The organism is Paenibacillus sp. Paensp111, assembly GCF_059492195.1.
Map to the genome: position 1 here is coordinate 2,312,698 of NZ_CP168527.1, position 25,791 is coordinate 2,338,488.

Genomic DNA, 25,791 nt, shown 5'->3' on the forward strand with positions numbered 1-25,791 from the left:
GAAATCCCCCTCTTAATAGTGAAGTGTGATCTATTGTTTACAAGGAGCAGAAAATTCATGTAGGGCTTCATATATAAAATAAAAAAAGAAGACCCGCCTGCACTAAGCGGATCTTCCTTGTTGCTTATTTATCATTTGAAGTGAACAACCGTTCACCGTTCGTTCGAATGACTTCTTGGTACCAGTAGAAGCTGTCCTTTTTGATCCGGCGCAGGGATCTCTCATCGGTCTCATCCCGGTCAATATATACAAAGCCGTACCGCTTCTGATACCCGTTCAACCAGCTGAGCACATCGGTGAACGACCAGCTGCAGTAGCCGATCAAGTCCACCCCGTCGTTCATCGCCTGCAGGCACTGCACCAGATGTGACCTAAGGTAATCGATGCGGTATTTGTCATGTATCGTGTCATCCTGCTCCAGCTTATCAAATTCACCAAGTCCATTCTCTGTGATGAACACGGGCAGACCGTAACGGCTTGTAATGCGGCGCAGACCTATTCGCAGTCCGATCGGATCAATGGCCCAGTCCCAATTGGAGGTCTCCAGATTCGGATTGGCCGCCGTCTTATACAGCCCGGGCAGGCCGGTTGATTGATTGCTGCCTTTCTGGCCGGTCGTGTTCATCTTGCCTTCAGCCACACCGTCCAGCGGATTATGTTCGTAGGTAAGGGTCTGATAGTAATTGACGCCGACGAAATCCGGCTTTCCCTTGCGAAGGAGCTCTGCATCCCCTTCTTCGAAGACAGGAGCCAGCCCCTGCTCTTCCAGATACCGCAGTGGAATCTGCGGATAATGTCCCAGGCAGTACACGTCCAGCCACCAGAAGTTGGTGAATTCCTCTGCGTTCTCAAATGACAGCATATCCTCCGGCTTGCTTGAAGCCGGATAGGCCGGAGAGTACGCGAAGCTCGGACCGATTTTACCATCTGGCACATGGGTCCGAAAGGAATCAATGACCTTGGCATTGGCAAGAAAAGCATGGTGATTCGCCTGATAGAATCTTTTGCGGTCCTTGACACCCGGCGGATGCATAGCGGTGATAAATCCGTGGTTCGTATTATAATTTTGCTCGTTCAGCGACACCCAGTACTTTACTTTGTATCCATACCGCTTGAACAGCGTAACACAGTAATGATTGAAATCTTCAATGATCCGCCGTGATTCCCAGGCTCCGTACACGTCCATAAGCGCCTGTGGCACATCCCAATGATACAAGGTAAGCACCGGTTCGATGCCGTGGGCAATCAGCTCATCAATCACCCGGTCATAGAACTGAAGCCCTTCTTCATTCACTTCACCATATCCATTTGGATAAATGCGTGGCCAGCTCACCGAGAACCGGTAAGCTTTGAGACCCATCTCGGCCATGAGAGCAATATCTTCTTTATACCTGTGGTAGTGATCCATGGCCACATCGCCATTGCTCCCCTGATAGGTCTTGCCTTCTATCTTCGTAAATACATCCCATACGGACAGGCCTTTCCCATCTTCATTCCAGGCTCCTTCAATCTGATATGCAGCTGATGCTGACCCCCATAGAAAGTCTTTTGGAAAAGGACGCAAATTCGTATGAATCATCTGTATAATCCTCCTTGGGTAAGATGTCCTCTTAAAGTCAGTGTGCCCGAATAGTTATGCGTAAATAAAGTGTTGGCCAAAGGTTCAGATTCAATTTCTAATGCTACTCTAATGAGTTTCTAATCTGAGTGATGTAAATATATAAACAAAGGGAGAGCAAATTAAAAATGTGCGTTGTTGTAATTCAGTAAAGAAGGGGAAAAAATATGAATTCAAACCAAAACAAATTTGTACTTAGCAAGGTTCCGGAAGTAACTTTATTCTTCTGGATCATCAAGGTCCTCTGTACTACTGTAGGTGAAACATTTGCTGATTTCTTGAATTTCAGCCTTGGCTTCGGGTTGACGAATACTACAGTAATCATGGGAGTTGCGTTTTTCATTTTATTGTATTTTCAATTCCGAGCAACTAAATATGTCCCAAGTATATATTGGTTAACGGTTGTACTTATAAGCGTGTTTGGTACGTTGGTAACCGATAACTTGACAGATGTATTGGGTGTGCCCCTTGAGCAAAGTACCTTAGTATTCAGCGTATTGTTAGGGTTAACCTTTCTTTTTTGGTATCTTAGCGAAAAAACACTTTCGATCCACTCGATTCATACAAGAAAGAGAGAAACTTTTTACTGGCTGACCATACTGTTCACCTTTGCACTTGGAACAGCCGTTGGCGATTTGTATTCGGAACAACTCGGTCTCGGCTATCTTTACACAGGAATTTCAGTCGTTATCATAATAGCTTGCATATTCTTGGCATGGAAATATTTGAAACTGGATGGAATCTTGGCGTTTTGGATTGCCTATATTCTTACTCGTCCACTTGGAGCCTCATTAGGGGATTTCTTATCTCAATCCAAAGTCAATGGCGGGTTAGGTTTAGGGACAACCATAACCAGTGTAATTTTTCTCGCCGCAATTCTTGCGATAGTCATTTTTCTTGCAGTTACAAAACTGGATACAAGGGCAAAAAGTGATTCCGAAGAAATGAACCAAACTACGGGAAATAAGAAAAATGTGTTGATTCAGACCATTGGAGTGCTTGTTATTTTCCTAGCAGTTGGTATAGGCGGCTATGTTAAGTTAAACAATAATATCGCTTCGCAAACCGCTTCTCCACAAGCTACATTAGCAGGACAGTTATCGGATTTTGTTAACATTGAAAATAGGATGCTTACCAATGTTAATGCCAATGATTTTGCTTCAGCATCAAAAGGAGCCGATGACTTGGAGCATCAATGGGATACCGATGAACCTAAGCTAAGAAGTATGGATGGTACAACATGGACCAAAATTGACGGTACGATTGATGTCCTGTTGACAGCCGTGCGGTCAGGAAACCCGGACGCGAAACAATGCATAACTGCACTGAACAATTCGCTTAGCGTTTTGAACGGGGCAAATAAATCATCACCAAAAAAGTCCGCTTCTCCACAAGCTCCATTAGCGGGACAGTTATCAGATTTTGTTAACATTGAAAATAAGATGCTTACCAATGTTAATGCCAAAGATTTTGCTTCAGCATCAAAAGGGGCCGATGACCTGGAGCATCAATGGGACACCGCGGAACCTAAGCTTAGACGCTTAGATGGAACAACATGGACCAAGATTGACGGAACGATTGATGTAGCGCTGGCCGCCGTGCGGTCAGGAAACCCGGATGTCAGACAGTGCAAAACTGCACTGAACAATTCGCTTAGCGTCTTAAATGGGGAAAATAAATAATAATGAGAAAGGTCGTCTGACAACGGACGACCTTTCTCATTATTGGGGAATCAAGATCATTTTAATCCGTGTTGTACTCACCACAACTGCTACTAATTGTATTGTTAACGCTTTTAAGGGGTAGGTGTACCCCCATTGGCATTCAAAGTCTCTCCGGTAACATAGCTGGATTCCTGGCTGGCCAAGAATACATACGCCGGAGCCATCTCAGCAGGCTGACCCGGGCGGCCCATTGGCGTATTAGAACCAAACTCGGCGAGCTTGGACGTCGGTTGTCCGCCGGCCACTTGAAGCGGTGTCCAGACAGGTCCTGGAGCCACCACATTGACCCGAATCCCCTTGGTCGCGACCTGCTGGGCAAGTGCCTTGCTAAAGGTGTTAATTGCCGACTTGGTTGTCGCATAATCCAGCAGAATTGGTGATGGCTTATAAGCCTGGATAGAAGACGTGTTAATGATGCTGCTGCCTGGCTTCATGTGCTTAATCGCCGCCTTGCACAGCCAGAATAGAGAGTATACATTCGTCTTGAAAGTAGCATCAAATTGTTCTGTCGTAAGCTCCGCTATATCTTGGGCGAACTGCTGCTTGCCAGCCACGTTGGCTAGAATATCAATCCCGCCGAGCTTCTCCACCGCTTGTGTGATCAGCTGCTCGCAGTACTGCTCATCCTTCAGGTCACCCGGAATGGCTACAGCCTTTCGGCCAGCCTCTTCAATCAGCTTAACAACCTCTTTGGCATCCGCTTCTTCCTCCGGTAAATAGGAGAGTACCACATCTGCCCCTTCACGGGCAAAAGCAATAGCAGCCGCACGGCCAATACCACTGTCCGCCCCTGTCACCACGGCCTTGCGTCCGGTCAGTCTACCCGTTCCCCTGTAGCTTGTTTCTCCTGCATCAGGGGTAGGAGTCATCTTCTCCTGAAGTCCTGGCTCAGGCTGTGTCTGCTTCCACTCCGCAGTGGCCTTTGGATACTGAGATGCTGGGTCCTGCACGCTGTATTGGTCTTGATCTGGCATAATCAATTCCTCCTCTAGGCTTAGTGAATTAAGAGTAATTCATACTTGTAAGGTGCTAACTCTACTCTTTGTAACCGTGTTCGAGGAGGTTTAAACTTACTTGGCTAACTTTCTGATCTCTTCGCTGAGTCTGCGGTTCACCGGATACACACTTTCCAGGTAGTCCAGAATACGAAGTGCCGATTCAGGAACCCGGTTGTAGCCCAGCATCATGTCTCCAAGACGTTCTCCAAACCTCGGGAACCGTCTTTCGAGCCGTCTCTCATTACCGAAGCAATCCGGGAAGTAATTTTCTTCCTTCTCAAGCAGGTGCAGCACAGCAAGAATCGAATCAATGGCATACCCTTCAATGAATCTAACGGCAGACAGCTTCTCCCCACGGGCGTACCGTCCAAGACCCACATACAGATTGGTTAGTGCTTCATTAAGGGAATAATCAAGCCCATCCTTTCTTATGCTAGGAATTCGTTCAGAATTGCTGCTGTTAATGGATAGTTGAGCCGCTGTAGGGCTTTTCCAGACGACACGGCCGCCTTGGTAAGGGATATTCTCCAGCTCATTCACTTCAAATATCGCGTATTCTCCGTATATCCCGTCTTCAAACAAGATTTTATAACCGTCATCCGTATTTTTGAAATAATAGCCCAGGGGATGTGTGTCTTCAAGCCAGTCCAGCCGGTCAATAAATCTCTGTTTGAAGCCTGACTCCACGATTACGAAAAAATCCAGATCAGAATACTCATCGAGCCGATCCAATTCCTCACCGACAGACCCAACTCCGAGCAGAGCGAGTGCTCCTTCCTTCTGTGCAAGTGATTCTCCAATTTGATCTAGACGCTGCAGCAGTATTTCCGGTTGTGGCATAAGATCTTCTCCTCCTTAACGGATGCAAAAAAAGGGCCAACCTCATGTTGATAACGAGGTTGAACCCTACGGTTGCATTGCCTTTATTTGTATATACCAATACCATACATTCAAGAAGTATGTCAATACTTATTCCTCCGAAGCTGGCTGCCTTCTTCCATAAATGAGCAGATGACGCATGCTCAACCAGCCTAGCAGCGGCGCGGTTCCAAGTGCCAGCAGAACCCACGTCAAAGTGGATGTTGATCTGCTGATGGATAAGATTAGTATAAAAATCAGCGTCCCGGCAATTCGTCCAGCCATTATACTCAGCTCACGCAGGACGACCAGTTCTACTCTTTTCTCCACATTCGCCTTACTCGACCCCATCAAATCGAAGCCAGCCGATACCATAGGCAGGATATAGAGCGGCATGAACAGTGAGGTTCCAATGCCCCAGATGAGCAGAGTGCTGTAACTGACTTTCCACAGCAGAGGCAGAATAACCACTACAAGCAGCAGTGAACCGACCAACATGCCCGCACGGCGTAAGCGGGGTTTGAACCATTTCCCAACCAGCCAGTAGCTGCCGAGTCCCACTGCCGAAGTAATAAATGAAAATTGCCCCAGCTTCGATTCCTGAGTGGTAGCGACATACACAAGCAGATTGATCAGAAAGGAGAATACGCCTTCGCGGAGTCCCTGTGCCAGCAGTCCTGGAACCGCGTAACGCCAGGGATCGCCCTTTATTCTTAATCTGCGGAAAGGCTCCAGCCATTCATAACTTCCTTGAACCTTTCGCCTTTTCAAGAAAAAGCTCAGCACAACGGCAAGGGCGTAGATCACCAGTGAAATGGTGAAAATGACCCGGTACCCCTGATCATCGTGTAGTCTTGAAATGATCCAGCCAGACAGCAAAGGACCGGCTATTCCGGTTATAGAGCCGAGTAGTCCTACCCAGCCGTTAAACAGATCACGATTCTCGGCATCCGTCACTTCGAAATACACCACATTGAAGGCAAGCCAAAAAAGACCCAGCGCTGTTCCGAGTACAATCCCTAAGGGCCAGATATAATGAACAGCTTCCCTTCCAGCCCATAAGACAAGCAGATAAAATATTCCGGTTACCGCCGTTCCCATTCTTAAAGCATTCATTTTGTTGTGTTCCTTCACCCACTTTCCGGCTACCCAGAACGTTAAGCCCAGCGCAAGCTGCTGGCTAATCGTGAACCAGCCGATCATGCTGTAGTCCTGTCTGCTCCTCCATAAGTATACGTTCAGGAACGTACCCGATAGCGCCCCGGCAAGTACAAACAGTCCATTCACGCTAAGCAGCAGAATGGACTGTTTATTAAGCGATATCTTCATGGTGACCCTCCTTTGTACTCGACGCTCGTATCTTCCAAGCAATAATATGCCCCCATCTCCTAAAATTTACGCTGGTGCTTTAGCAGAAGAAAGTGTATCATGGTTACCTGTTGGTTTATTTTTATTGCAATCTAATATTCTTGTTAAAGGGGTTAATTCAACATGACCAGACATAAATTAGGCTTCTGGATCCTCACCGCCCTTGTGGTCGGCAACATGGTCGGATCCGGAATCTTTATGCTTCCCAGGTCTCTATCTGAAGCAGCAAGTCCTGCCGGTGTCGTCCTGGCCTGGGCGGCCACCGGTCTTGGCGTCCTTACGCTAGCGCTGGTGTTCGGCAGCCTGGCGGTCCGCAAGCCCGAATTAAGCGGCGGTCCGCAAATCTATGCGAAGGAGCTCTTCCGCGAGGGGTCGCATGGGTCCATACTGGCCGGGTTCATGTCCACCTGGGGATACTGGGTCGGCAACATCGCCGGCTTTGTAGCTGTAATCACGACCTTTGCCAGCTACCTGTCCACCTTCTTCCCTGTTCTAACCAGTGATAAGGTCTGGCTTGAAGTCGGCAGCTTTACGCTAAAAGCGGGGAATACCTTAACGTTTCTTGTCTGCTCGGTGCTGCTGTGGGGGACGAATGCCATCTGCCTGAAGGGGATGAACAGTGCGGGCCGGTTAAATTTTATCGCTACGGCGACTAAGGTTATCGGCTTTGCACTCTTTATTGTCATTGCCCTGTTCGCTTTCCAGCAGAGCAATATCGGGCCATTGCTGGCACCACGTAAGAACGAGAGCGGTGAGACAATCGGCCTGCTTTCCCAGGTTAACTCTGCTGCTATTGCGACCCTGTGGGCCTTCATCGGTGTGGAATCCGCGATGGTATTTGCTGCCCGGGCCCGCCGCAAGCAGGATATCCGCCGTGCAACGATCGCAGGACTTGTCATCTCCCTTGTCCTGTATGTCGGGATCAGCATTCTGACCATGGGTCTGCTGACACAAGAGCAGCTGATCGCTTCCCAGAATCCGCTTGTAGACGGAATAACAACCGTACTTGGACCTGTTGGGGGTAAGCTGCTTGCAGGACTAGGACTAATCAGTCTGCTCGGGTCCACCATTGGCTGGGTACTGCTGAGTGCTGAAGTTCCTTTTCAAGCGGCCAAGCTGGGTGTGTTTCTCCCATCGTTCGCCAAGGAGAATGGCAAAGGAATGCCGAAGGTATCCCTGTGGATCTCCAACCTGCTCGGTCAGATTCTGCTGCTCTCGACTATTTCGGGTTCCATCTCGGCGGCTTTTGACTTTATCATCCAAATTGCAACGCTCGCCTATCTGGTTCCTTATTTGATTGCATCCCTATATCACCTCAAGCTGACCTTGACTGGGGAAACCTATACCCTGCATAAAGAGCGGGTAACCGAGGGTATCATTGCTGCATTGGCCGCGATCTACTCCTTATGGGTCATTGTGGCCGGGACAGCGGACCTCAAGACTTTCTTGCTTGGGCTTGCCCTGATTGTCAGCGGCATCCTGTTCTATCCACTGCTGCTCAAGCACCGTAAAATAAATAATAAGCGGATATAAATTAAATCCCTCCTCTCTGGATCTTCATCAGAAAGGGGGGATTTTTCTTGTCTCCGTGTGGCTTGGAGATTACTAATCTTTACCGAATCGGATGGGTCTCCGATAAGCGTGTTGCCTTAACCACATACGATGCAAGACCCGGGAGAAGCCGAATAATACTGGGGTAGAGACGGTTGGTCTTGGCAAAAGCAAGCTTTTGCATCGCTCTCGCTCTTCTCAGCAGCTGGGTGAATTCGCGGTTCGCTTCCTCCGTATATTGGTTCTTCCACTCGGCAAGGCTGATTTCGTCTTTTAAGTACCTGTCCGTAGACCATGTGCATAGCCAGGATGAGCGCAGGGCAATAGACATTCCATCCCCGCAGAGCGGCGGAATCATGAGCAAAGCATCGCCTACATGCGGGAACTCGGACCAGGGCTCCGGCACATCCGATAGGTGGAGCGGCGCCACCGATACCTGAGTGCCCGGGATAGGTGTGCCTTGAGACAGCCGCTCTGCTAATTTGGAATTGGTGCGCGAGGCTCCTTCCAGGATATCCGGCACAGACTTGCCAAGACGCTGAACCACGTCAAGTGACAGCAATGCGGCAGCATTAACTGTTCCATTCTCGATCGGTGAGAGTCCGATATATCCTCCATCACAGAAATACAGCTCTACTTGTGCCGGGATGCTAAGACCGCTGTAATGAGATTTAACACCAACATACGCGGTACTGTCCCGCTGAATACCTGATGGAGGTGCGCCTTGAGGCCTCTTCGTTCCATAAGCGCCGATAACGGCCTTCGTCAGATACTGCACCTGAGCATTCCCTTGCCTAGTGTCGACTTCATATAATCCGGAGTCCAATTGCTTAATACTAGTGACCCTCGTATTCGTAATGATTTCAGCCCCGGCCTCCAACGCTCGCTGATGAAGAAGACGGTCCAGCTCGTAACGGCTAATTCCAATAGCCTCTCCAGGAAGAGGAGCCTCAATCTCTCCACCGTAAGGAAAGATGATCTTAGCTCCGTTCATCATGCCAGGCGTGAGTTCATTCCTGTTCGGGTTCACTCCAAGATATTCGAGCATCTCCTTTGTCTCCGGAGACATGAATTCACCGCACGTTTTGTGTCTCGGGAAGTTCTGCCGGTCAAGCAGTACCGTCTTGTGCCCCAGCCTGGATAGCTGGATCGCACAGCTGCTGCCAGCTATACCAGCGCCAATAACTACTACATCCGCTTGCTTCAGCATTTAAGATCACCTGCCTTTTTCTATCGCTAAAGCTCCAATCCATCTGTTCTAGGGATAACCACAGAGTACCGAAATAGAGGCTTCCAGGAGTAAGTCATCGTAGTATGCTTAAGCTTTGTCTTAAGATCACGCCAATCTCTGCCTTTGAACCCCTTGGCGACAGAGAGGGGTCCGTCATGGCGGATGTAACGATTGCGTGAGATTAGACGAGTTGTCAGCCAGACTGCTGTATAGGATACAGCATGTCTGTGAATATCATTAATGACTACCCCATATCTGGACGTTTGCAGCATATGGGCTACCATATCCACCAGTTCATCTCCATCAAAATGATGAATGAATTGGGAGCCTGTCACGATATCGGCAGCGCCTTCCTCCAATTCCATGACGTCTCCTTGCCGTACTATCACTCTCGGCTCATCTCGGAACAATTGCCTGGCTTCCTCGCAAGCCTCCATCGTCATATCGACAAGAGTAATTTGAAGTGAGATCCCCTTCCGATCTGCCCACTTTAACAGCTTCGTATTGATGTCTCCCGATCCTGCGCCCACATCCAGGATGCTGAGCGTGGGTGGTCTTCCATTGGCCTGCCACAGCTTCTCTACTCCATGAAGGATCGGCGCCGCCGCAGGAAAGATTCGGTTCAGCCTTTGCAAATGCTGAAGAGCTTCGCTTAACTCTTCTCCGCCCATAGAGAAGTCATCCATAAGTTCATCTTCCTTGGCCCGAACCGCCATGGTTCTAAAGAACGGCATGATTCTGCTCCTTATTCGCAGCCGCATAGGCTGGCATATAAGTAAAGCGCATAAGTTCAGCGGTTAGTCCAGGACCGAAGGCCATGGCAACTCCTTCCGCGCTTTTTTCGCCCATCTGCTTCATTTCCGTGCGCATCGCCTTCAGCACGAACATGATAGTCACCGATGACAGATTGCCCACGGTTCTTAGGATCTCCCTGCTGTATTTGGTGTCATCCTCAGTGAGGCTCATGACCTCCTGAACAGAGTCTACGATACCACGGCCGCCGGGGTGGATAGCCCAAAGCTCGGGGAGCTTGTCTCCTTCAAGAAGATTAGCGAGTTCAGTCTCCAGGTGTGTACCCAGCAGCTTGGGGATTCGCGGTGACAGATACAGATTGTAACCGGTATTCCCCACCTCCCAGGTCATGTCCTCTGTGGAGTCAGGCAGTAGTACGGAATAGCCTCTGCCGAGCTCCATATAATGTGAATGCTTCTCCATTGGACTTCCGATGATACAGGAGGCAGCTCCGTCCCCGAAGAATGAAGCCGCGAACAAAGCTTCTCTTTCCTTGGCGGGTTGAAAATGCAGACTGCACAGCTCCACACAGACCACCAGGACCTGTGACCCTGGGGCTCCCAGAACAACATCCCTTGCCATTCGAATGGCCTTGAGACCTGCTGCACATCCCTGGAAAATAAGTGGCAGCCGGTTAACGCGGGGGGATAGTCCCAGCTCACCGATCAGCATGACATCAAGTCCCGGCAAATACTGTCCGGTACAGCTGACCGTAATGAGATGAGTGATCTGCTCAGGGGACATGGAAGCTTCGTTCAACGCCTTCTTGGCTGCCTCCATCCCCAGCGGTAAGGCTTCTCTTTTATATGTATCCATTCGTTCCTTAGTGGTAGGAATATGCGAAATGTCTCCGGTAGGCAAGTAACGACAATCTTCCGGTGATCCCAGATAACTGGGTTCACAGGTGTATCTCGTTTCAACTCCGCATGATCTGAATATTCTTCTGGCAAAACGGGCTAAATCAGGGCTGTCCTGCAGAGAAAATGCAATCAGCTCGGCGATGTCATCTTGAGCAATAGAATGAGCGGGCAAAGCAGTTCCAATTCCCAGGATCGCAGCTGGGATATTGCTGGTTATTGACGTCATAGATTACTAACCTCCTGATATAAATGGGAAATTTATGCGGATGTGACTGTGTTACCCTTTCTTACCCTTAATCAACCCCATGCAATCGTGGAACCCGGAGAGCTATCTTTAAGATAACCCGTTCATACCAGGGAGTATCCATATTAACTCTGTATATGTAACAGCAAAGCGGCTGCCAAGTGATCTCGGCAGCCGCTTTGTATTGCAGTGAAACTAATGTGTAGTATGTTCCGCATCATACTCGTTGGATAATTCCTTCAACGATTTGATTTTACCATGGGGATTATCTTGCTGCTTACGTGACTTCCAGGCAGCTTCTTGTCTTCGCTTCTGATCAGCCATTTCGGGTATCCTCCTCTGGAATCATGCTTAATATACTACACGGTTAGCTTGTTACGGAGGAGCACAATTCATTCGTCAATCCCCTCAGTTTCCTTCATGACAAAGTTACTTTTTGCGATATACGTATACTTTTGCCGACGCTGTATGATCTCTGTAGTTAAAGGTCACAGTTGCCTCTCCCGGGCCAACAGCTAAAAGTTCTCCTCTGACATTGTTCACCCATACTACATTCGGATTGTCAGAGAAAGAAAAATCAAAATATCCTGGGCGAATAACTTCAACTCTTCCGTCCGGATGCGTAGCCGTAAGCTGGATGTCCAGTTGATCCCCTGCCAATAGGCTATATTCGTCCGAATCCAGTTTTAGCTTGAGATTGTTTTTGTAAGAAGTCACTTTGGCAGTCGCCAGTTTGCCATGATACAGCGCCGTTATTGTAGCTTCGCCCGGAGTATCACTCTCTATTTCACTAATGCCATCATGTCTATAGAATGAGGCTACATGAAAATGATCCGAATTTATAAATGCATCATCAGTTACATCTCTTACCACACCATCTTTTCCTTTGGCAGTTACCTTGAACTCTACAGGTTCCCAGGGAACCATACTGTACTCCTCAGAATCGAACTTAAGTTCAAGATCATCAGGAGGATCTCCTACTACCCGGACTTCTGCTAAAGCTGTATCATAAATAGTATTTTTATAACTTCCATATACATATGTGGTCCCAGGGTTTATTCCTTCAATTACGCCATGATCGAAACTCTTTGCAATATGAGTGTTATAAGCATAAATTTCTGTTTCTGCGTCGTTCGTAACATCCTCAACTTGATCTTTTCCCTTTAATAAAAGAGTTACATTGATCTTTTCTCCCAGCTTTACCTCGTATACATTTTGAGCAAATCCCAGGCCGTGACGGTCCTGGTTAACTTCAGCTTGTTCAGCTCTCAGTGGTTGAAGCCAAATCATACTTGTACCTAGCAGAATTACAAAAGCGGCTAACATCCTTGTCCAAAATGCTCGTGCAGCTGGCCGAATGAACATTGAATCACTCCTCTTCTTGGCTAAAGTCTGCTAACGATTCAAGTGTAGAATGAACGGACACCGAGTTATATAGGCTATTCCTATTATTTCACACTTGGTGGAGGTTGGAATTAATTGGGTGATACGGACTATATAGACACACAAAAAAACCCTACCGGGTCAACAACACCAAAGTCTGTCAAACTAATGACTTTAGCGTTATATTCCGGTAAGGGTTCTGATAGTTCACCGAATTCAAATAGGCTGCTAAAATTATGCCTTGAGTACTTTCTCCAAAAAGCTGATGGTACGCTCGTGCTTTGGACTGCCGAATACTTTCTCTGGCGATCCTTCCTCAACGATATAGCCTCCATCCATAAAGATGACGCGATCGGCTACCTCACGCGCGAAGCCCATTTCATGTGTGACGATCACCATGGTCATGCCTTCACGGGCCAAATCGTTCATCACGCCTAGTACCTCGCCGACCATTTCGGGATCGAGTGCCGATGTAGGCTCGTCGAACAGCATGATGTCCGGATTCATGGCCAGTGCTCTGGCAATCGCTACGCGCTGCTTCTGACCGCCCGACAGCTGGCTTGGAAAAGCATTTGCCTTATCCGACAGACCTACTTGATCAAGCAGCTTGAGTGCCGTGGCACGGGCTTCCTCTTTGGTCTGCTTGCCCAGCTCAAGCGGAGCGAACATGATGTTGCGCAGAACGCTGAAATGCGGGAACAGGTTGAAGTGCTGGAACACCATGCCGATATTCTCTCGGACCTTGTTGATATCCGTTTTGGGATCGTTGATATTGTAATTATCTACGATAACCGTTCCGTCCGTAATGTCTTCCAGCCGGTTAATACACCGAAGGAAGGTACTTTTGCCCGAACCCGAAGGCCCGATCACGCATACAACCTCACCTTCTCGAACCTCCATATCAATGCCCTTCAAGACCTGATTCGCACCGTAGCTCTTTTTGAGATTGTTAACTTTGATTTTAGCCATGACGCACCTTTCCTTCCAGACGGCTCGAGATTTTGGTCAGTATAGTAATGACGACAAGATACATTACGGCAACCGTGAGCCAAATATCAAATGAAGCAAAGGTTCTTGCAATAACGATCTTGCCTGATTGTGTCAGCTCTACGAGTCCAATGGCCGACAGAATTGACGTATCCTTCAGCGTGATGACCAGCTGGTTAATGAACGCCGGGATCATGACTCGGATCGCCTGTGGAATGATGATCTTGAACATGGCCTTCCGGTAAGGAAGTCCAAGAGATCTTGCCGCCTCCATCTGACCGCGGTCAATGGATTGAATACCTCCGCGAATGATCTCTGTCACATAGGCACCTGCATTAAGACTCAAAGTTAGAACCGCTGCCAGTAACGGCGGCATGGTAAAACCAAAAGCTTGCGGGATACCAAAGTAAATGAAAAATGCAAGTACAAGAAGCGGAATACCACGGAATAGATCTACAAATACTGTTGCAATGCCCCGCAGCCATTTATTACGTCCAACCTTCATGAATCCGAAGATTAATCCAAGAATAAATGCAAAGAATAGAGAAAGAAGCGTAAACAAGAGTGTCTTGCCAAGACCAACAAAGAGAGCTGGCAAAGAGCTCTTAATCAGCCCCCAGCGGCTTTGGTTCGCAGCAGTCTCAGCATTTTTGCCAAGGTACTTATCCAATAGCTTCTGGTACTCCCCATTAGCACGCAGGTTAGCCAGGCCCGCATTGAATTTATCAAGCAGCTCTTTGTTCTGACCTTTGCTTACAGCGAAGCCGTAGGAAGCGCCTTTCTCCTTGTCTGTAACCGTCTTCAGCCCATTCTTCTGCTTCACCCCATAAGCCAGCACGGGATAGTCATCAAAACAAGCGACAGAGTTCCCTGTCTTCACGTCATCATACATTTGAGCGGAATCATCAAAGGGTACGATCGTGAAGCCGTATTTGGATGAGACAGATTCAGCAAAAGTATAACCTTCCGTCCCCGTCTTGACGGCCACCTTCTTACCTTTCAAATCTTCGTACTTGGTGACCTCATTGTTGTCCTCACGAACGGCCATGATTACACCGGAATCAAAATATGGATCGGAGAAGTCGAACTTCTGCTTGCGTTCCGCGGTAATACTCATTCCCGCAATGACGCCATCCACCTGATGAGCTTCGAGAGCCTGCACGGCTGCATTAAAACCCAGCGATTTGATCTCGAACTTAAAGTTCTGATCTTTGGCTATGGCCTCCATCAATTCCATGTCAATTCCTACATATTTGCCATTCACATCCTGGAACTCAAACGGAGCGAATGTAGTATCTGTACCGATCTGGTAAATTTTCTCCGAAGCCGGTGCTGCCTCGGTTGTTGCTGTTCCATAAGGGACTCCAGACAGAGCCATGAACAGCAAAGACATAAAGATTAAGAATGTACGCATTGTTCTCATTTAAGTCCTCCTCTTGTTCTTCCACATCTTATGAATGTTACCCAAAATTCCTTCCCTGTTAAACAGGTAACTAACGGAATCCATAACTGTCCAAAATATATCTCAAAATGAAGCGAATTACTATTTCCAATTTTTTACCATTAGGCATGAACCTTATAATTTCTTCTGCTCAGGAAAGCGTTCAATCTCTCCGAAAATAGAAACATCGCTGCGGCGCAGATTACGATAAAGTAAGGAAATACGCCTATGCTCCAGAAAGAAGCGAGCAGTCCCAGAAGCGGGGGCATAAATGTGCTGCCTGTATAGGCTACGGCCATTTGGTAACCCATTATTTTCTGCGAATGTTTAGTTCCAAACCGCACAGGGGTTTCATGCAGCATACACGGATATATTGGAGCAAGCCCTAATCCTATGACCATAAAAGCAACCAGAGGAAAAACGGCTGGCAAGGGAAGGACTAGCAGAACAGCTCCGAACAGTACGGTGAGTTGGCCTGCGCGTATAAGTTGACGGTTGCTGAGCTTGAAGGTGATAAAGCCTGTAATGAACCGGCCAACTGTAATCCCTCCATAATAAAAAGATACCCAGCTTGCGGCTTCGGCCGCTGGCAAGCTCTTGAGGCCCACCAGAAAGCTGCTTCCCCATAGGCCTATTGCAGCTTCAACCCCGCAGTACACAAGAAAAGTAATCATCGACAACTTGACCCCTTTAATCTGAAGCGGTTTCGTTGGCTTGCCGAGCAGTTCTTCTTCTGTGTCTCCTGCCCCGGCTGTATCAGAGATCTTGACTCCACTATGGCTGGCAACACGGTCTCATAAAGGAAGAGAGAAGAACAAAATGATAACCAAAATGCCTTGGATTCCCGCCACCGTAAGGTACCCCTGCCTCCACAAGTGCTGTCCATTGATGAACTGGGCCATAATGACGGGCCCCATTGTCGCTCCTACGCCCCAAAAACAATGAAGCCAGCTCATATGATGAGCTTTGTAATGAGCGGCAACATAATTGTTGAGGCCTGCGTCAACGGCCCCTGCTCCCAGTCCGAGCGGAATGGCACACAGAATCAACCAGATCAGTGAGGGGGAGAAAGCAAAACCCGTTAAGGCTCCGGCTGTCATGACACAGCTGACGAGGGTCACTTTCCCTGTTCCGAATCGCTCTAGCAGCGAGCCACTTAGCAGACTGGATACGATCGTTCCACCTGCTACGATCATAAATAACAGGCCCGCCGTCTCCAGAGGGGCGTTGAAATCCGTCTGCATGACCGGCCAAGCCGAACCCAGCAGGGAATCCGGCAGCCCTAGGCTAATGAACGCCAAATAAATGATAATCAGAAAAAAAGTAGCCAATATAGTACACCTCTAACTGTAGTTAATTAATTATGTGCTTCCGAAACCATGATTCCCACTCCCAGGGTCTGCAGTCCGACTAAATAATCCTGTGTCCAGTCACTTGCCGTCAGCTCGGGAAGATTCTCCTTAGGAATATAAGTTGCACTTTGCGCCGCAATCTGACTTAGCATGGCCGGGTTCACCTCATCCTTGCTGAAAATAATGGTATGTGGATTGACGATAGCTGTAAACGCTGCAATTAAGCGGCTGATTGCGTCTACCCTCTTACTAAGCATAAGAGCTTGGTCCTGATCTCCTGACCGACTCAAGGCCTGATAAAAGTTATGGTGGTCATACAAGGGAACAAAAGAAACCTCTCCCGCGAAAAAGGAACTTCCCCGAACCAGTTCCCCGTTAACCATAATGCCGGAACCCGGGCCGTTATGACCAAAATACAAATATATTAATGAAGGTCGATTTTGACCCCCCCTGTTATATTGATATCCGAGAACCGCAGCATTCATATCATTTTCCACAACCACCGAAACCGAGAGCTTCTCCTCCAAATAGCTCTTGATGTCTAAATTATGAAACTGCTCGTAATCCGGTATATAGAGAATCCGGCCATGATTAACAACTCCAGGAACTCCAATCGCGATCGATCTGATCTTAGGGTTCCTTGAGATAATATCCTCAATCTGGATCACAAGTTCCTCCAATTCTCCCGTCAAAACACTTGAAGACTGCCCCTGCTCCAATATCTCTCCCCTGCAATTAAAGATTGTATAGTGCGTATCCTTCTTCTCCAGAAGAATGGCAAGACCAAGCATATAATCTGGATTATAGGTATACCGCTTCGCTCTTCTTCCGCCGTTTGATTCATCCATACCGACAAGAATAATTTCTCCGTTCTTCTCCATTTGTGCAATGAACTTGCTTATTGTAGGAAAGCTTACTCCTAACTTTTCCATCAGTTCAGCCTTTGTCGCACTTTGAACTTCGAGAAGCCGCGAACGTATGTCCCGGACGATAGCTTTTTGAATTTGTTTCGGATGGGTAGTTAAATCACTCAATTTCTCACCACCTTTAGACGCCTTAATAGACTTAATTAATACATTTAATAAGTTAACATGATGATAACAGAGACTGATTTTGTAGGCAAGATTAAGAATAGGCTATATATTAAAAGAAAATAAAAAAAGCTGCCGCGGCAGCTTTGTCAGTAATCATGATTTGTAATTGTCACCTAGTGTGGATACCTGCCAGGTTACACCGAACTTGTCGGTTAACTGTCCATACAGAGGACTCCAGAAGGTTTCTTGAAGCTGCATAATCACTTGCCCGCCTTCCTGAAGCTTGCCGAAGATCTCTTCAGCCTTCTTGGCGTCATTAACGGTTAATGCAATCGTCACTTGTGAACCAATCTGATAGGGTTGTCCCGGGAAGTTATCGGAGAGCATCAGATCCGTATTGCCTACCTTAAGATGCGCATTGAGCACAAGGTTCTTGGCTTCCGGCGGTGTGGGATGCTCAGGATGATCCGGCATATCTCCAAAGGTCTGTACGTTCAGTACTTGAGCCTCTAGAGCCGCTTCATAGAATTTCACAGCTTCTTGTCCATTCCCATTCATGACTAGATAAGGATACATTCCGACGATCATACCGCACCTCTTCTGGTTTATTTGAAATGCCGAACAGACATTCCTATTTCATTTTACTGGAATTTCCATTGAGGTGCAAACTTCCAGAGTCTGCATTCTCCGCAAAATTATACTTCTTGTGCGTACCGTTCATCAGGTATTTTCGTCAGAACCACATACAGACTTGATGGCTCACTGCCCGTATTGGTATATGCGAATAACTCTCCGCCTTCAACACGAATTACCTCTGATTTGGTCACGCCAATTACCGCCTCATCAATCGTCATCTCGCCGCTTCCCTCGGTAACGAGAATATAGACATCAGCTCCAGGATGCTTGTGGGCAGGCAACGACTGGCCAGGCATGAAGTGCAGCATGAATACCACATTGTCACCTTGTTTGAATAGAATTTTCTTAGTGAACGACTCACTGCGGAACTCCGTATAATCAGCTAAAGTTTTCTTTTCCATTTCTATTTCCTCCTAAAATTTAGTTAGTTCACTTATCCATTATTACACACATCATCCGGAAATGATCAGGGCCGAGCTGATGAGTCACGGCTGGATACCCAATCGCCTCGAGTGCGGATGCCAAGGGCATTGCGGGATGCGGAAGATGCAGTTCAAGAATCGTCCCCTTCTCCGCCTTTTTGGCAAACTCCATGACTTCTGACTTAGGATGCTCTCCCTTTAAAATGTTTTTTCTCAGATCGATTACCGCGATTTGCCCTTTGTACTCAATGTCAAGCATACAGGTTCCTCCATCTCTTCAACATCATTTGTAACGAATTTCATATTCACAATGAGAGTGGCCGCTTACATTACACTTGGTTTCTCTTACCGTCACCCTTTTGTCCCAAATTCTTGTTAAAGCGCCTTCCATTATTGCGCCCTCCAGATCACAGACCATTTTCTCATCCAGCACCGGGAGTCCCTTACAAAAACAATCTTCCATTGCAATGCGAATGAGCCCAGGCTCATTGCTGAGCACATGCGGGATTCCGATCTGCAGCTGCTCAATCAAGGCAAGCAGCTCTTCGAGGCTGTTAACCGGCAGGCTTTCACCAATCTTCCGGCCGACCGTTAACGTTGTCCCTTTTCCCCCCATAGGTAATCCCTGGTGCATTCCAATGAGACGAATCGTGCGAAACAGCTCAAGCGGAACTTGACTGCCAAGCTTCTCTCTCTGAATTGATCCCATATCTTGAAAAGTGAATGTATCCATCTTGTTCCTCTCCCAACTGCTCATCTGTTCTTTACAAGACTTATCATGCCATGTCCTTATGAAATGTTCCTTGATCCAGATCAAGTTTTCAGGAAAACGTGTGACCTCCCTCACGATGGGCAGCTTAATAAGATAGTACGCTAGTCTCAACACTACAAGAGCTGCAAGGAGGTGCTTGATCATGTGTCAAGCCGCTGTAAGCTGCGACAAATCCATGTCCTGCATACACCATGTCCCCGTATTTGAGAAGCTGAGTCCGGATCAGAAGGAACTATTAACCTTGATTGCCCAGTCTGCTCCCCATGCTAGAGGAAGCTATGTATTCCATGAAGGAGAACAATCGGAATCCTTATATGTTCTCAGCCAAGGGCTTGTGAAGCTTACCAAAGTCTCGGATAACGGGAGGGAACATATTCTGCGCTTCCTCTTCCCCGGTGATTTCTTTGGCCAATTCGCTCTGCTTCAGGACAAACAACATTATGCTACGGCTGAGGTGCTTGAACCTTCCGTGATCTGCCGCTTGCACAAGGATGATTTCAGGCCTTTACTCGAGAACCATCCACAGCTCAGTTACAGCTTCTTGCTGGCGATGAGCGAGCAGCTTCAGCAGGCGGATGAGTGGGCCGGGGCTATGCATGTTATGGATGTAGAGCAGCGGCTTGCGAGGATGATCGTATACTACTGGCAAAAACAAGATCCAGACGGCTGCCGCGTTGTCCTTCCGGCGGCGAAGAAAGAGCTGTCCTCCATGATCGGGACCTCACCGGAGACGTTAAGCCGAAAGCTGACCCAATGGGTGAATCAGGGTATTATTCATATGAATCTTCGTACTCTTAATATTCTTGATCCTGATCGTCTGATTGAGCTGTCGACCTAATTTAGGTTTATGATCTATAGAAGCTGCTGTCACTTAATGACAGCGGCTTTTTTTGGTATTTTCGTTCTATTTCGATCGTTTATTTTACATATATTACTATAAAATGGAACTAATTTTACAAATTTAATATATACTTTTCGGTAAAAATGGTATAAATTGTATTCAGTGATATTTTTCATATTTTCTTTCTACTCACCTTTATTCTAGGAGGACCCTGTTGTGAAAAGGATTTTTGCCCTAAGCTGTGGATTTTACTTGTTAATTGGCGTTACCAGTGTAGTTATGGGTTCTCTGCTGCCTGAGTTATTGTCACATTATGGACTCGGTTACAGTGATGGTGGAACCTTGTTATTCGTACAGTTCATTGGCTTCTTGGCAGGCGTTATCGTCTCCCCGCTCATGTCGGCCTATATCGGCAGAAGAAGTATGTTATTGATTGCACTGTGCTGTATCACAGCTGCCTGTCTGGTGATGGGCTTCCTACCATCCTGGTTATGGATCATCTTGATGGTTCTATTCATCGGGTTTGGTTCGGGAATCATTGAGTCCTCCATTGGGGCCTTCACGATTGAGTACGCTGAAGAAGGCAAAGCCGTGGCGATGGCTAAGTTGGATGTGTTTTTTGGAATCGGTGCTCTGCTGATCCCTGCCGTAGTGAGCATGTATATCACCCTCAAGGTCTGGCCGTATACCTTCTTCACGGTGTCCGGGATTACTTTAGTTCTGATTCTGTTATGGATGACCATGCCCGCGGCCAGCTCAAGCAAGCTTCACACGGATGGTCCTTCCGATATGAACACGCAAACCCTCCCTACTCGCTATACTGCAAGACAAGCGCGGCTGCTGGTTATCTTCATCATTTTCTTCTTCGTATATATGGGACTGGAGCTCGGGTTCATGAACTTCCTACCTTCCATATTAATCGAGACCATACATATACCTAAGTCACTCGCCTCTCTTAGTGTAACCTTCTTGTGGATTGCCATGGTTATTGGGCGTTTATTCGTAGGCAGAATTGCCGAAGCCGTAAAATATCTGCCATTTCTGTTCTGGAGCACGCTTGGCTCACTCTTTTTTATAATCGCCATGGCTTTGAACTCAAGTGAATGGGCTACCTATTTATTGATTTTTGGGATAGGCGTCTTCATGTCCGGGTTATTCGCGATCGCTCTGGTCTATGCGAACTCACTGATACCAGGCATGACCGAAAGTACAACGAGCATTCTGATTGCCTCTGGCGGTATTGGGGGTGCGATTTTACAGTATGTCATCGGGTGGAGTATGTCGTCGTGGCCGGTCACCTATACGGTATGGATATTGGCAGGCTTTACTGTGGTTCTGCTTCTAACCATAGGACTTTCCCATCAATGGAACTTGGGGAACAGACGCCTAAGCAGTTCAATCATCCAGCAAAGAAATGAATTCTAATAGGGAGCTAGGGATTTGGTCATTTGGGGAGGTGAGGCCGAAAACGCTTACGTTATAGCAACTAGTCTGCAAGCTATCAATCTAAATTTGGAGGGATGATTATGCAAACGTTAACTAAAGACCGATTCAGATATGGCAAAGGAATCCGCTTGATCGACGATTCAGGTAATGAGTATTTGGATGGAGTATCCGGAACTTTCAATCTTTCGCTCGGTTATAATCACCCCCATGTTGTGGAGAAGGTACAGGAACAAGTGGGGAATCTTACGCATATGTCATCTACCTTCACTGAGCCATATGTAGATGAGGTTCTGGCTCATCTGGTAGAATATGCGCCGAACGGCATTGATGCTGGATGGATGAGAGATATTACAGGCTCTACGGCTAACGAATGTGCAACAAAAATCGCCCAAAAATATACCGGTTCCACCGATATCATAAGCCTGTTCCTCTCCCATCATGGTCAGACCCAGTTCGCAACGGGGATCTCCGGGAATGCCTTCCGCCGCAAAAAGTTCCCAAATTCAGCAGTTCCCAATTCCCTGCACGTCCCTGCTCCCTACTGCTACAGATGCCCTTTTAATTCTTCCCAGCCCAATTGCGGGTTTCAATGTATAGAAGCCATTTCCGATCAAATTGAATATGCAAGCTCAGGCTCTATCGCTTGTATGATTATAGAACCTATTCTCGGGAACGGAGGTAATATTATTCCTCCCGATGGGTATTTCCAGCGCCTTCGCAAGCTCTGCGATGAACATAACATGATCCTGATCGCCGATGAGGTCCAGACTGGTATTGGACGGACAGGCTATATGTTCGCCAGTGAACTGTTCGATATCAAGCCCGATATGATCACCTTGGCTAAAGGCCTCGGAGGGATTGGCGTTCCTGTGGCTGCGGTACTCATGCAGTCTCGTCTGGACGTCCTCGAGAAGCACGAGCACTCCTTCACCTCGGGCAGCAATCTCATTTCCGTGACAGCAGCAAAGTCTACCTTGGAGGTCGTATCCGAACCTGGATTTCTGGATGAAGTCAAATTGAAGGGTGAAATATTAGGAGACCTGTTGGGTGAGCTTACTATGAAATATCGGAGTATTGGTGAAGCCCGCGGAGTCGGACTAATGTGGGGACTTGAAATTGTGGATTCTGATGGAGCTCCTGATGTAGCCAAAGCCAATGCGATTATCGAGCGCGCCTTCTCCGATCAACAACTTATTCTAAGAGGATCCCGGTATGGTTTTGGTAATGTGGTGAAAGTAAGACCATCCCTGACGGTTACCGAAGAAGAGATCGCTCAGATCGTAGATAGACTGGACGCGGTTCTAAAAAGCGTAGGTTAACTATAGAGGAGGTAACATTCATGCTTGCATTAATCTATAAATCTGCCTGGGACGTCGCTCTGGAGGAGAGACCCGTACCTGAAATTACAAGAGATAATCAGGTTCTCGTACGTATTCACGCTACAGGAGTGTGCGGCACCGACCTCGGTATTGTTAGTGGAAGGTATCACGCCTCGTCTTCCATTATTTTGGGCCACGAATCTGCCGGTGAAGTGGTTAGCATAGGTAAGGCTGTGAGCACATTAAAGCCTGGGGACCGGGTCGTGATTGATCCTACTTATTATTGTGGTCACTGCGAGATGTGCAGAACCGGACGTCAGAATCACTGCCTCCATAAGGCTGTCACCGAGACTGGCGTTAGTGCCGACGGAACTTTTACCGATTATTATATTACGGAAGACCGGTTTCTATATAAACTAGCGGATCATATCAGCTATGAAGAAGCCACTTTAACTGAGCCCCTGAGCTGTATTCTTACCGGCATTAACCAGATTAAGCTTCTTCCCAATTTCAGAGCCATTGTGCTGGGTGCTGGTCCTATCGGGATGCTGTACAGCTATGCACTGGCTTCCAAAGGGGTCACCGGATCGATTGTGGATATTTCGAAGGATCGCCTGAACATGGCCAGTTCAATTACGCCCGAACGCTGGCAGACCCATGATTCTTTCGAGTCAGCTGTAGAATCCATGGCTCCATCCAATCATCAGGTTGACCTTATTATAGATACGACTGGAGTAGTGGGAACCCAGGTACTTTCCAATTTGGCCCACGGTGGTTATTTGATGCTGGTAGGCTTAAGGGATGGAATTAACAGCTTTAATCCTAAGGAGATTGTCGACCGGAGTCTCAAAATTATCGGCTCTATCGACTCACTGGGAACTTTCTCGACTGCTCATTACTTGATAGAACAGCATATTGTCCCGGCCAAGAAAATAATTACCCATACGTACCCGTTAGATCAATATGTGGAGGCGTTCTCGGCTTTGGGCTGCGATCTGAACCAAAAAACTCTTAATCCATCTTCTAATGCCATTAAAGTTATTTTACAATCCAGCTAAAGGTCATATCTAAATTACATTTGCGGAGTGATAAATATGCATTTACCAGATGAACAGAAATGGCAGAAGGAACCGATTGAAGCCGTCATATTTGACATGGACGGGGTACTCGTGGATAGTGAGCCCATCTATTTCGAAATCGAACGAGCCTCCTTCGCCCACTTTGGAGCCTATCCGGATGAGCTGGAGCACCATGGATACGTAGGTGTTACTTTGGAAACGATGTGGCAGCGTGTCCTTGAGAAGCATCAGCTGAACTTCTCCCTGGAAGAAGTCCTCGCTTACCATAAGAATAATGTGATGGAGATTATGAGTAGTCATAATCAGCTTAAGCCTATGCCTCATTTGGAATCTTGGTTGGATTGGCTTAAGAATAAGCAGGTTCCGGTGGCGGTAGCCTCCTCTTCCCCCAAAGTATTGATCGAACTGATTATGGACAAAACGGGCCTCGGGCGTTATTTCAACATCAAGGTGTCCGGTGAGGAGGTGCCTCACGGGAAGCCGGCGCCGGATATCTTCCTTCATGCAGCCGAGCTTCTTGGCATAAAGCCCTCTGCCTGCGTCGTGATTGAAGACTCTCGCAATGGAGTTAAGGCCGCCAAAAGCGCCGGAATGCGCTGTATTGGATACAACAATCCGGGTTCAGGAAGCCAGGATTTGTCCTTGGCCGACCTATCCATTACGGGATATGAACAGCTGTGGGCACTGAGAAATACGCTGCCGATCAGCCCATCCCCGCTTCATGCAGATAAGCCCGGCGCTTTGGTTCATGCGCCATCTGGACTTTAGTTGCTGAATTAAAAAACTGCCCTCTCCAGTGGAGAAGGGCAGTTCTATTTATAACCTGGTCTTAATTAGCTTCCCAGGAATTCAATAAGCGCTGAGTTGAAAGCATCAGCATGCGTAGCATTCAACCCATGCGGACCGCCTTCAATAATAACAAGCCGGCTGCCGGGAATCGCCTCATGACTTCTTTGACCGCTGACTTCAATAGGAACAATCGCGTCCGAATCCCCATGAATAATGAGGGTTGGAATATTGAAATTAGCCAGGTCATCACGGAAGTCAGTACGGCTGAATGCTGCAATGCAATCCAGTGTACCTTTTGGAGATGCAAAAGCTGCAAGGTCTCGGTTATAAATTCGGAAGGGTTCGCTTACCAAGTCGGTTCGGTCTCCGGCAGCGAAGAATCCCTTGGTGAAGTTGTCAAGAAAGGCAATTCGGTCGCTCTTCACTCCATCTTCAAAGCCCTTAATTGCCGCATCGTCCAGCCCTCCCTCAGGATTGCTGTAAGATTTGTACAGAAACGGAGGAACAGCAGCGGCCAATACAGCCTTGGCTACCCGTCCGCTTCCATAAGTGCCAATATATCTAGCGACCTCACCGCCTCCCATGGAGAACCCGACGAGTACGGCTTCGCGGAGATCCAGATGTTCCATGAGCTTGTTGAGGTCAGCCGCAAAAGTATCATAGTCATAACCGTTCCAAGGCTGTGATGATTGACCAAACCCGCGTCGGTCATATGTAATTACCCTGTATCCAGCTTCGATCAGTGCGGGAACCTGTTTCTCCCAAGAGCGGCCGCTCAGGGGCCATCCATGAATAAGCACGATCGGCTTACCTGTACCAAAATCCTCGTAATAAATTTCAATTGGCGCATCATTCTCAGTACCTACAGTTAACTTGGGCATGCTGATCTCCTCCAATTTTTAAATTTTACGAAATTATATTTTGCAAAATATTTTACAGGTATACTCTAGTTTATAATACATAATCTGTCAACTATTAGTTTCCTAAAGCTGTACCCTTCTGATTATCAAGTCTGTCACCTCAAGTAAAAAAAGGCACGCCAAACA

Annotated in this window: 24 protein-coding genes and 1 pseudogene; 7 read left to right on the plus strand and 18 right to left on the minus strand. The window is 47.5% G+C overall.

Annotated elements, in window-relative coordinates; all coding sequences use genetic code 11:
- Nucleotides 1–124 precede the first annotated feature (124 nt).
- Complete coding sequence (locus ACEN86_RS10810; RefSeq protein ID WP_495630651.1) at nucleotides 125–1,579, minus strand: glycoside hydrolase family 1 protein; 1,455 nt, start codon at nucleotides 1,577–1,579, stop codon at nucleotides 125–127.
- A gap of 206 nt (nucleotides 1,580–1,785) precedes the next feature.
- Between ACEN86_RS10810 and ACEN86_RS10815 the strand changes: the two genes are divergently transcribed.
- Nucleotides 1,786–3,300 carry a COG4705 family protein gene (locus ACEN86_RS10815; protein WP_495630652.1) on the plus strand — a complete coding sequence of 505 codons (1,515 nt, stop codon included), beginning with the start codon at nucleotides 1,786–1,788 and terminating at the stop codon, nucleotides 3,298–3,300.
- A 113-nt stretch (nucleotides 3,301–3,413) separates the two neighbouring features.
- Here the strand turns inward: ACEN86_RS10815 and ACEN86_RS10820 are convergent, their stop codons facing one another.
- From ACEN86_RS10820 to ACEN86_RS10830, 3 genes are all read right to left on the minus strand, one after another.
- A complete protein-coding gene (locus ACEN86_RS10820; RefSeq protein WP_495630653.1) occupies nucleotides 3,414–4,316 on the minus strand; it encodes an SDR family oxidoreductase in 903 nt (300 codons plus the stop codon).
- A 96-nt stretch (nucleotides 4,317–4,412) separates the two neighbouring features.
- Complete coding sequence (locus ACEN86_RS10825) at nucleotides 4,413–5,180, minus strand: hypothetical protein (RefSeq protein ID WP_495630654.1); 768 nt, start codon at nucleotides 5,178–5,180, stop codon at nucleotides 4,413–4,415.
- 129 nt (nucleotides 5,181–5,309) lie between these two features.
- The gene (locus ACEN86_RS10830; protein ID WP_495630655.1) at nucleotides 5,310–6,527 is read right to left on the minus strand and encodes an MFS transporter; all 1,218 of its coding nucleotides are present in this window, start codon (nucleotides 6,525–6,527) and stop codon (nucleotides 5,310–5,312) included.
- Between the two features lie 162 nt (nucleotides 6,528–6,689).
- Here ACEN86_RS10830 and ACEN86_RS10835 point away from each other — a divergent pair, with 162 nt between their 5' ends.
- Nucleotides 6,690–8,099 carry an amino acid permease gene (locus tag ACEN86_RS10835; protein ID WP_495630656.1) on the plus strand — a complete coding sequence of 470 codons (1,410 nt, stop codon included), beginning with the start codon at nucleotides 6,690–6,692 and terminating at the stop codon, nucleotides 8,097–8,099.
- Between the two features lie 79 nt (nucleotides 8,100–8,178).
- Here the strand turns inward: ACEN86_RS10835 and ACEN86_RS10840 are convergent, their stop codons facing one another.
- From ACEN86_RS10840 to ACEN86_RS10900, 13 genes and pseudogenes are all read right to left on the minus strand, one after another.
- Complete coding sequence (locus ACEN86_RS10840) at nucleotides 8,179–9,327, minus strand: NAD(P)/FAD-dependent oxidoreductase (protein ID WP_495630657.1); 1,149 nt, start codon at nucleotides 9,325–9,327, stop codon at nucleotides 8,179–8,181.
- Nucleotides 9,328–9,353: 26 nt separating this feature from the next.
- Nucleotides 9,354–10,082, minus strand: coding sequence for a methyltransferase domain-containing protein (locus ACEN86_RS10845; RefSeq protein WP_495630658.1), 729 nt, complete (start codon nucleotides 10,080–10,082; stop codon nucleotides 9,354–9,356).
- Nucleotides 10,069–11,226: a type III polyketide synthase gene (locus ACEN86_RS10850; protein ID WP_495630659.1), complete on the minus strand. Its 1,158-nt coding sequence runs from the start codon at nucleotides 11,224–11,226 to the stop codon at nucleotides 10,069–10,071. The genes ACEN86_RS10845 and ACEN86_RS10850 overlap by 14 nt, the downstream gene beginning before the upstream one ends.
- 213 nt (nucleotides 11,227–11,439) lie before the next feature.
- Nucleotides 11,440–11,568, minus strand: coding sequence for a DUF6254 family protein (locus tag ACEN86_RS10855; RefSeq protein ID WP_495630660.1), 129 nt, complete (start codon nucleotides 11,566–11,568; stop codon nucleotides 11,440–11,442).
- 105 nt (nucleotides 11,569–11,673) lie between these two features.
- Nucleotides 11,674–12,609 carry a hypothetical protein gene (locus ACEN86_RS10860; RefSeq protein WP_495630661.1) on the minus strand — a complete coding sequence of 312 codons (936 nt, stop codon included), beginning with the start codon at nucleotides 12,607–12,609 and terminating at the stop codon, nucleotides 11,674–11,676.
- Between the two features lie 252 nt (nucleotides 12,610–12,861).
- Entirely contained in the window at nucleotides 12,862–13,596 is a 735-nt protein-coding gene (locus tag ACEN86_RS10865) for an amino acid ABC transporter ATP-binding protein (RefSeq protein WP_495630662.1), read from the minus strand.
- Entirely contained in the window at nucleotides 13,589–15,028 is a 1,440-nt protein-coding gene (locus ACEN86_RS10870; protein WP_495634277.1) for an amino acid ABC transporter substrate-binding protein/permease, read from the minus strand. The genes ACEN86_RS10865 and ACEN86_RS10870 overlap by 8 nt, the downstream gene beginning before the upstream one ends.
- 149 nt (nucleotides 15,029–15,177) lie before the next feature.
- A pseudogene (locus ACEN86_RS10875) lies at nucleotides 15,178–16,386 on the minus strand (MFS transporter).
- A gap of 26 nt (nucleotides 16,387–16,412) precedes the next feature.
- Nucleotides 16,413–17,441 (minus strand): ROK family transcriptional regulator, encoded by a 1,029-nt coding sequence (locus tag ACEN86_RS10880; RefSeq protein ID WP_495630663.1) that lies wholly within the window; start codon nucleotides 17,439–17,441, stop codon nucleotides 16,413–16,415.
- Nucleotides 17,442–17,594: 153 nt separating this feature from the next.
- Nucleotides 17,595–18,029: a VOC family protein gene (locus tag ACEN86_RS10885; protein ID WP_495630664.1), complete on the minus strand. Its 435-nt coding sequence runs from the start codon at nucleotides 18,027–18,029 to the stop codon at nucleotides 17,595–17,597.
- A gap of 107 nt (nucleotides 18,030–18,136) precedes the next feature.
- Nucleotides 18,137–18,478, minus strand: a complete 342-nt coding sequence (locus ACEN86_RS10890) for a cupin domain-containing protein (protein WP_495630665.1) — start codon at nucleotides 18,476–18,478, stop codon at nucleotides 18,137–18,139.
- A gap of 28 nt (nucleotides 18,479–18,506) precedes the next feature.
- Entirely contained in the window at nucleotides 18,507–18,758 is a 252-nt protein-coding gene (locus ACEN86_RS10895; RefSeq protein ID WP_495630666.1) for an amino acid decarboxylase, read from the minus strand.
- A 24-nt stretch (nucleotides 18,759–18,782) separates the two neighbouring features.
- Nucleotides 18,783–19,232 (minus strand): V4R domain-containing protein, encoded by a 450-nt coding sequence (locus ACEN86_RS10900; RefSeq protein ID WP_495630667.1) that lies wholly within the window; start codon nucleotides 19,230–19,232, stop codon nucleotides 18,783–18,785.
- Between the two features lie 181 nt (nucleotides 19,233–19,413).
- Between ACEN86_RS10900 and ACEN86_RS10905 the strand changes: the two genes are divergently transcribed.
- From ACEN86_RS10905 to ACEN86_RS10925, 5 genes are all read left to right on the plus strand, one after another.
- Complete coding sequence (locus tag ACEN86_RS10905) at nucleotides 19,414–20,109, plus strand: Crp/Fnr family transcriptional regulator (RefSeq protein ID WP_495630668.1); 696 nt, start codon at nucleotides 19,414–19,416, stop codon at nucleotides 20,107–20,109.
- A gap of 219 nt (nucleotides 20,110–20,328) precedes the next feature.
- Complete coding sequence (locus ACEN86_RS10910) at nucleotides 20,329–21,537, plus strand: MFS transporter (protein ID WP_495630669.1); 1,209 nt, start codon at nucleotides 20,329–20,331, stop codon at nucleotides 21,535–21,537.
- A gap of 101 nt (nucleotides 21,538–21,638) precedes the next feature.
- On the plus strand, nucleotides 21,639–22,877 hold the full coding sequence (locus ACEN86_RS10915) for an aspartate aminotransferase family protein (RefSeq protein ID WP_495630670.1): 1,239 nt from the start codon (nucleotides 21,639–21,641) through the stop codon (nucleotides 22,875–22,877).
- Between the two features lie 20 nt (nucleotides 22,878–22,897).
- Entirely contained in the window at nucleotides 22,898–23,935 is a 1,038-nt protein-coding gene (locus ACEN86_RS10920; RefSeq protein ID WP_495630671.1) for a zinc-dependent alcohol dehydrogenase, read from the plus strand.
- Nucleotides 23,936–23,971: 36 nt separating this feature from the next.
- Complete coding sequence (locus ACEN86_RS10925) at nucleotides 23,972–24,724, plus strand: HAD family hydrolase (RefSeq protein ID WP_495630672.1); 753 nt, start codon at nucleotides 23,972–23,974, stop codon at nucleotides 24,722–24,724.
- 65 nt (nucleotides 24,725–24,789) lie between these two features.
- Here ACEN86_RS10925 and ACEN86_RS10930 read toward each other — a convergent pair whose 3' ends face one another.
- Entirely contained in the window at nucleotides 24,790–25,626 is an 837-nt protein-coding gene (locus tag ACEN86_RS10930; RefSeq protein ID WP_495630673.1) for an alpha/beta fold hydrolase, read from the minus strand.
- Between the last annotated feature and the right edge of the window lie 165 nt (nucleotides 25,627–25,791).

Excerpts from the sequence above, each read along its gene's own strand:
- ACEN86_RS10810 (WP_495630651.1), bottom strand. The coding sequence starts at position 1,579 with ATGATTCATACGAATTTGCGTCCTTTTCCAAAAGACTTTCTATGGGGG.
- ACEN86_RS10815 (WP_495630652.1), top strand. The coding sequence starts at position 1,786 with ATGAATTCAAACCAAAACAAATTTGTACTTAGCAAGGTTCCGGAAGTA.
- ACEN86_RS10820 (WP_495630653.1), bottom strand. The coding sequence starts at position 4,316 with ATGCCAGATCAAGACCAATACAGCGTGCAGGACCCAGCATCTCAGTAT.
- ACEN86_RS10825 (WP_495630654.1), bottom strand. The coding sequence starts at position 5,180 with ATGCCACAACCGGAAATACTGCTGCAGCGTCTAGATCAAATTGGAGAA.
- ACEN86_RS10830 (WP_495630655.1), bottom strand. The coding sequence starts at position 6,527 with ATGAAGATATCGCTTAATAAACAGTCCATTCTGCTGCTTAGCGTGAAT.
- ACEN86_RS10835 (WP_495630656.1), top strand. The coding sequence starts at position 6,690 with ATGACCAGACATAAATTAGGCTTCTGGATCCTCACCGCCCTTGTGGTC.
- ACEN86_RS10840 (WP_495630657.1), bottom strand. The coding sequence starts at position 9,327 with ATGCTGAAGCAAGCGGATGTAGTAGTTATTGGCGCTGGTATAGCTGGC.
- ACEN86_RS10845 (WP_495630658.1), bottom strand. The coding sequence starts at position 10,082 with ATGCCGTTCTTTAGAACCATGGCGGTTCGGGCCAAGGAAGATGAACTT.
- ACEN86_RS10850 (WP_495630659.1), bottom strand. The coding sequence starts at position 11,226 with ATGACGTCAATAACCAGCAATATCCCAGCTGCGATCCTGGGAATTGGA.
- ACEN86_RS10855 (WP_495630660.1), bottom strand. The coding sequence starts at position 11,568 with ATGGCTGATCAGAAGCGAAGACAAGAAGCTGCCTGGAAGTCACGTAAG.
- ACEN86_RS10860 (WP_495630661.1), bottom strand. The coding sequence starts at position 12,609 with ATGTTCATTCGGCCAGCTGCACGAGCATTTTGGACAAGGATGTTAGCC.
- ACEN86_RS10865 (WP_495630662.1), bottom strand. The coding sequence starts at position 13,596 with ATGGCTAAAATCAAAGTTAACAATCTCAAAAAGAGCTACGGTGCGAAT.
- ACEN86_RS10870 (WP_495634277.1), bottom strand. The coding sequence starts at position 15,028 with ATGCGTACATTCTTAATCTTTATGTCTTTGCTGTTCATGGCTCTGTCT.
- ACEN86_RS10885 (WP_495630664.1), bottom strand. The coding sequence starts at position 18,029 with ATGATCGTCGGAATGTATCCTTATCTAGTCATGAATGGGAATGGACAA.
- ACEN86_RS10890 (WP_495630665.1), bottom strand. The coding sequence starts at position 18,478 with ATGGAAAAGAAAACTTTAGCTGATTATACGGAGTTCCGCAGTGAGTCG.
- ACEN86_RS10895 (WP_495630666.1), bottom strand. The coding sequence starts at position 18,758 with ATGCTTGACATTGAGTACAAAGGGCAAATCGCGGTAATCGATCTGAGA.
- ACEN86_RS10900 (WP_495630667.1), bottom strand. The coding sequence starts at position 19,232 with ATGGATACATTCACTTTTCAAGATATGGGATCAATTCAGAGAGAGAAG.
- ACEN86_RS10905 (WP_495630668.1), top strand. The coding sequence starts at position 19,414 with ATGTGTCAAGCCGCTGTAAGCTGCGACAAATCCATGTCCTGCATACAC.
- ACEN86_RS10915 (WP_495630670.1), top strand. The coding sequence starts at position 21,639 with ATGCAAACGTTAACTAAAGACCGATTCAGATATGGCAAAGGAATCCGC.
- ACEN86_RS10920 (WP_495630671.1), top strand. The coding sequence starts at position 22,898 with ATGCTTGCATTAATCTATAAATCTGCCTGGGACGTCGCTCTGGAGGAG.
- ACEN86_RS10925 (WP_495630672.1), top strand. The coding sequence starts at position 23,972 with ATGCATTTACCAGATGAACAGAAATGGCAGAAGGAACCGATTGAAGCC.
- ACEN86_RS10930 (WP_495630673.1), bottom strand. The coding sequence starts at position 25,626 with ATGCCCAAGTTAACTGTAGGTACTGAGAATGATGCGCCAATTGAAATT.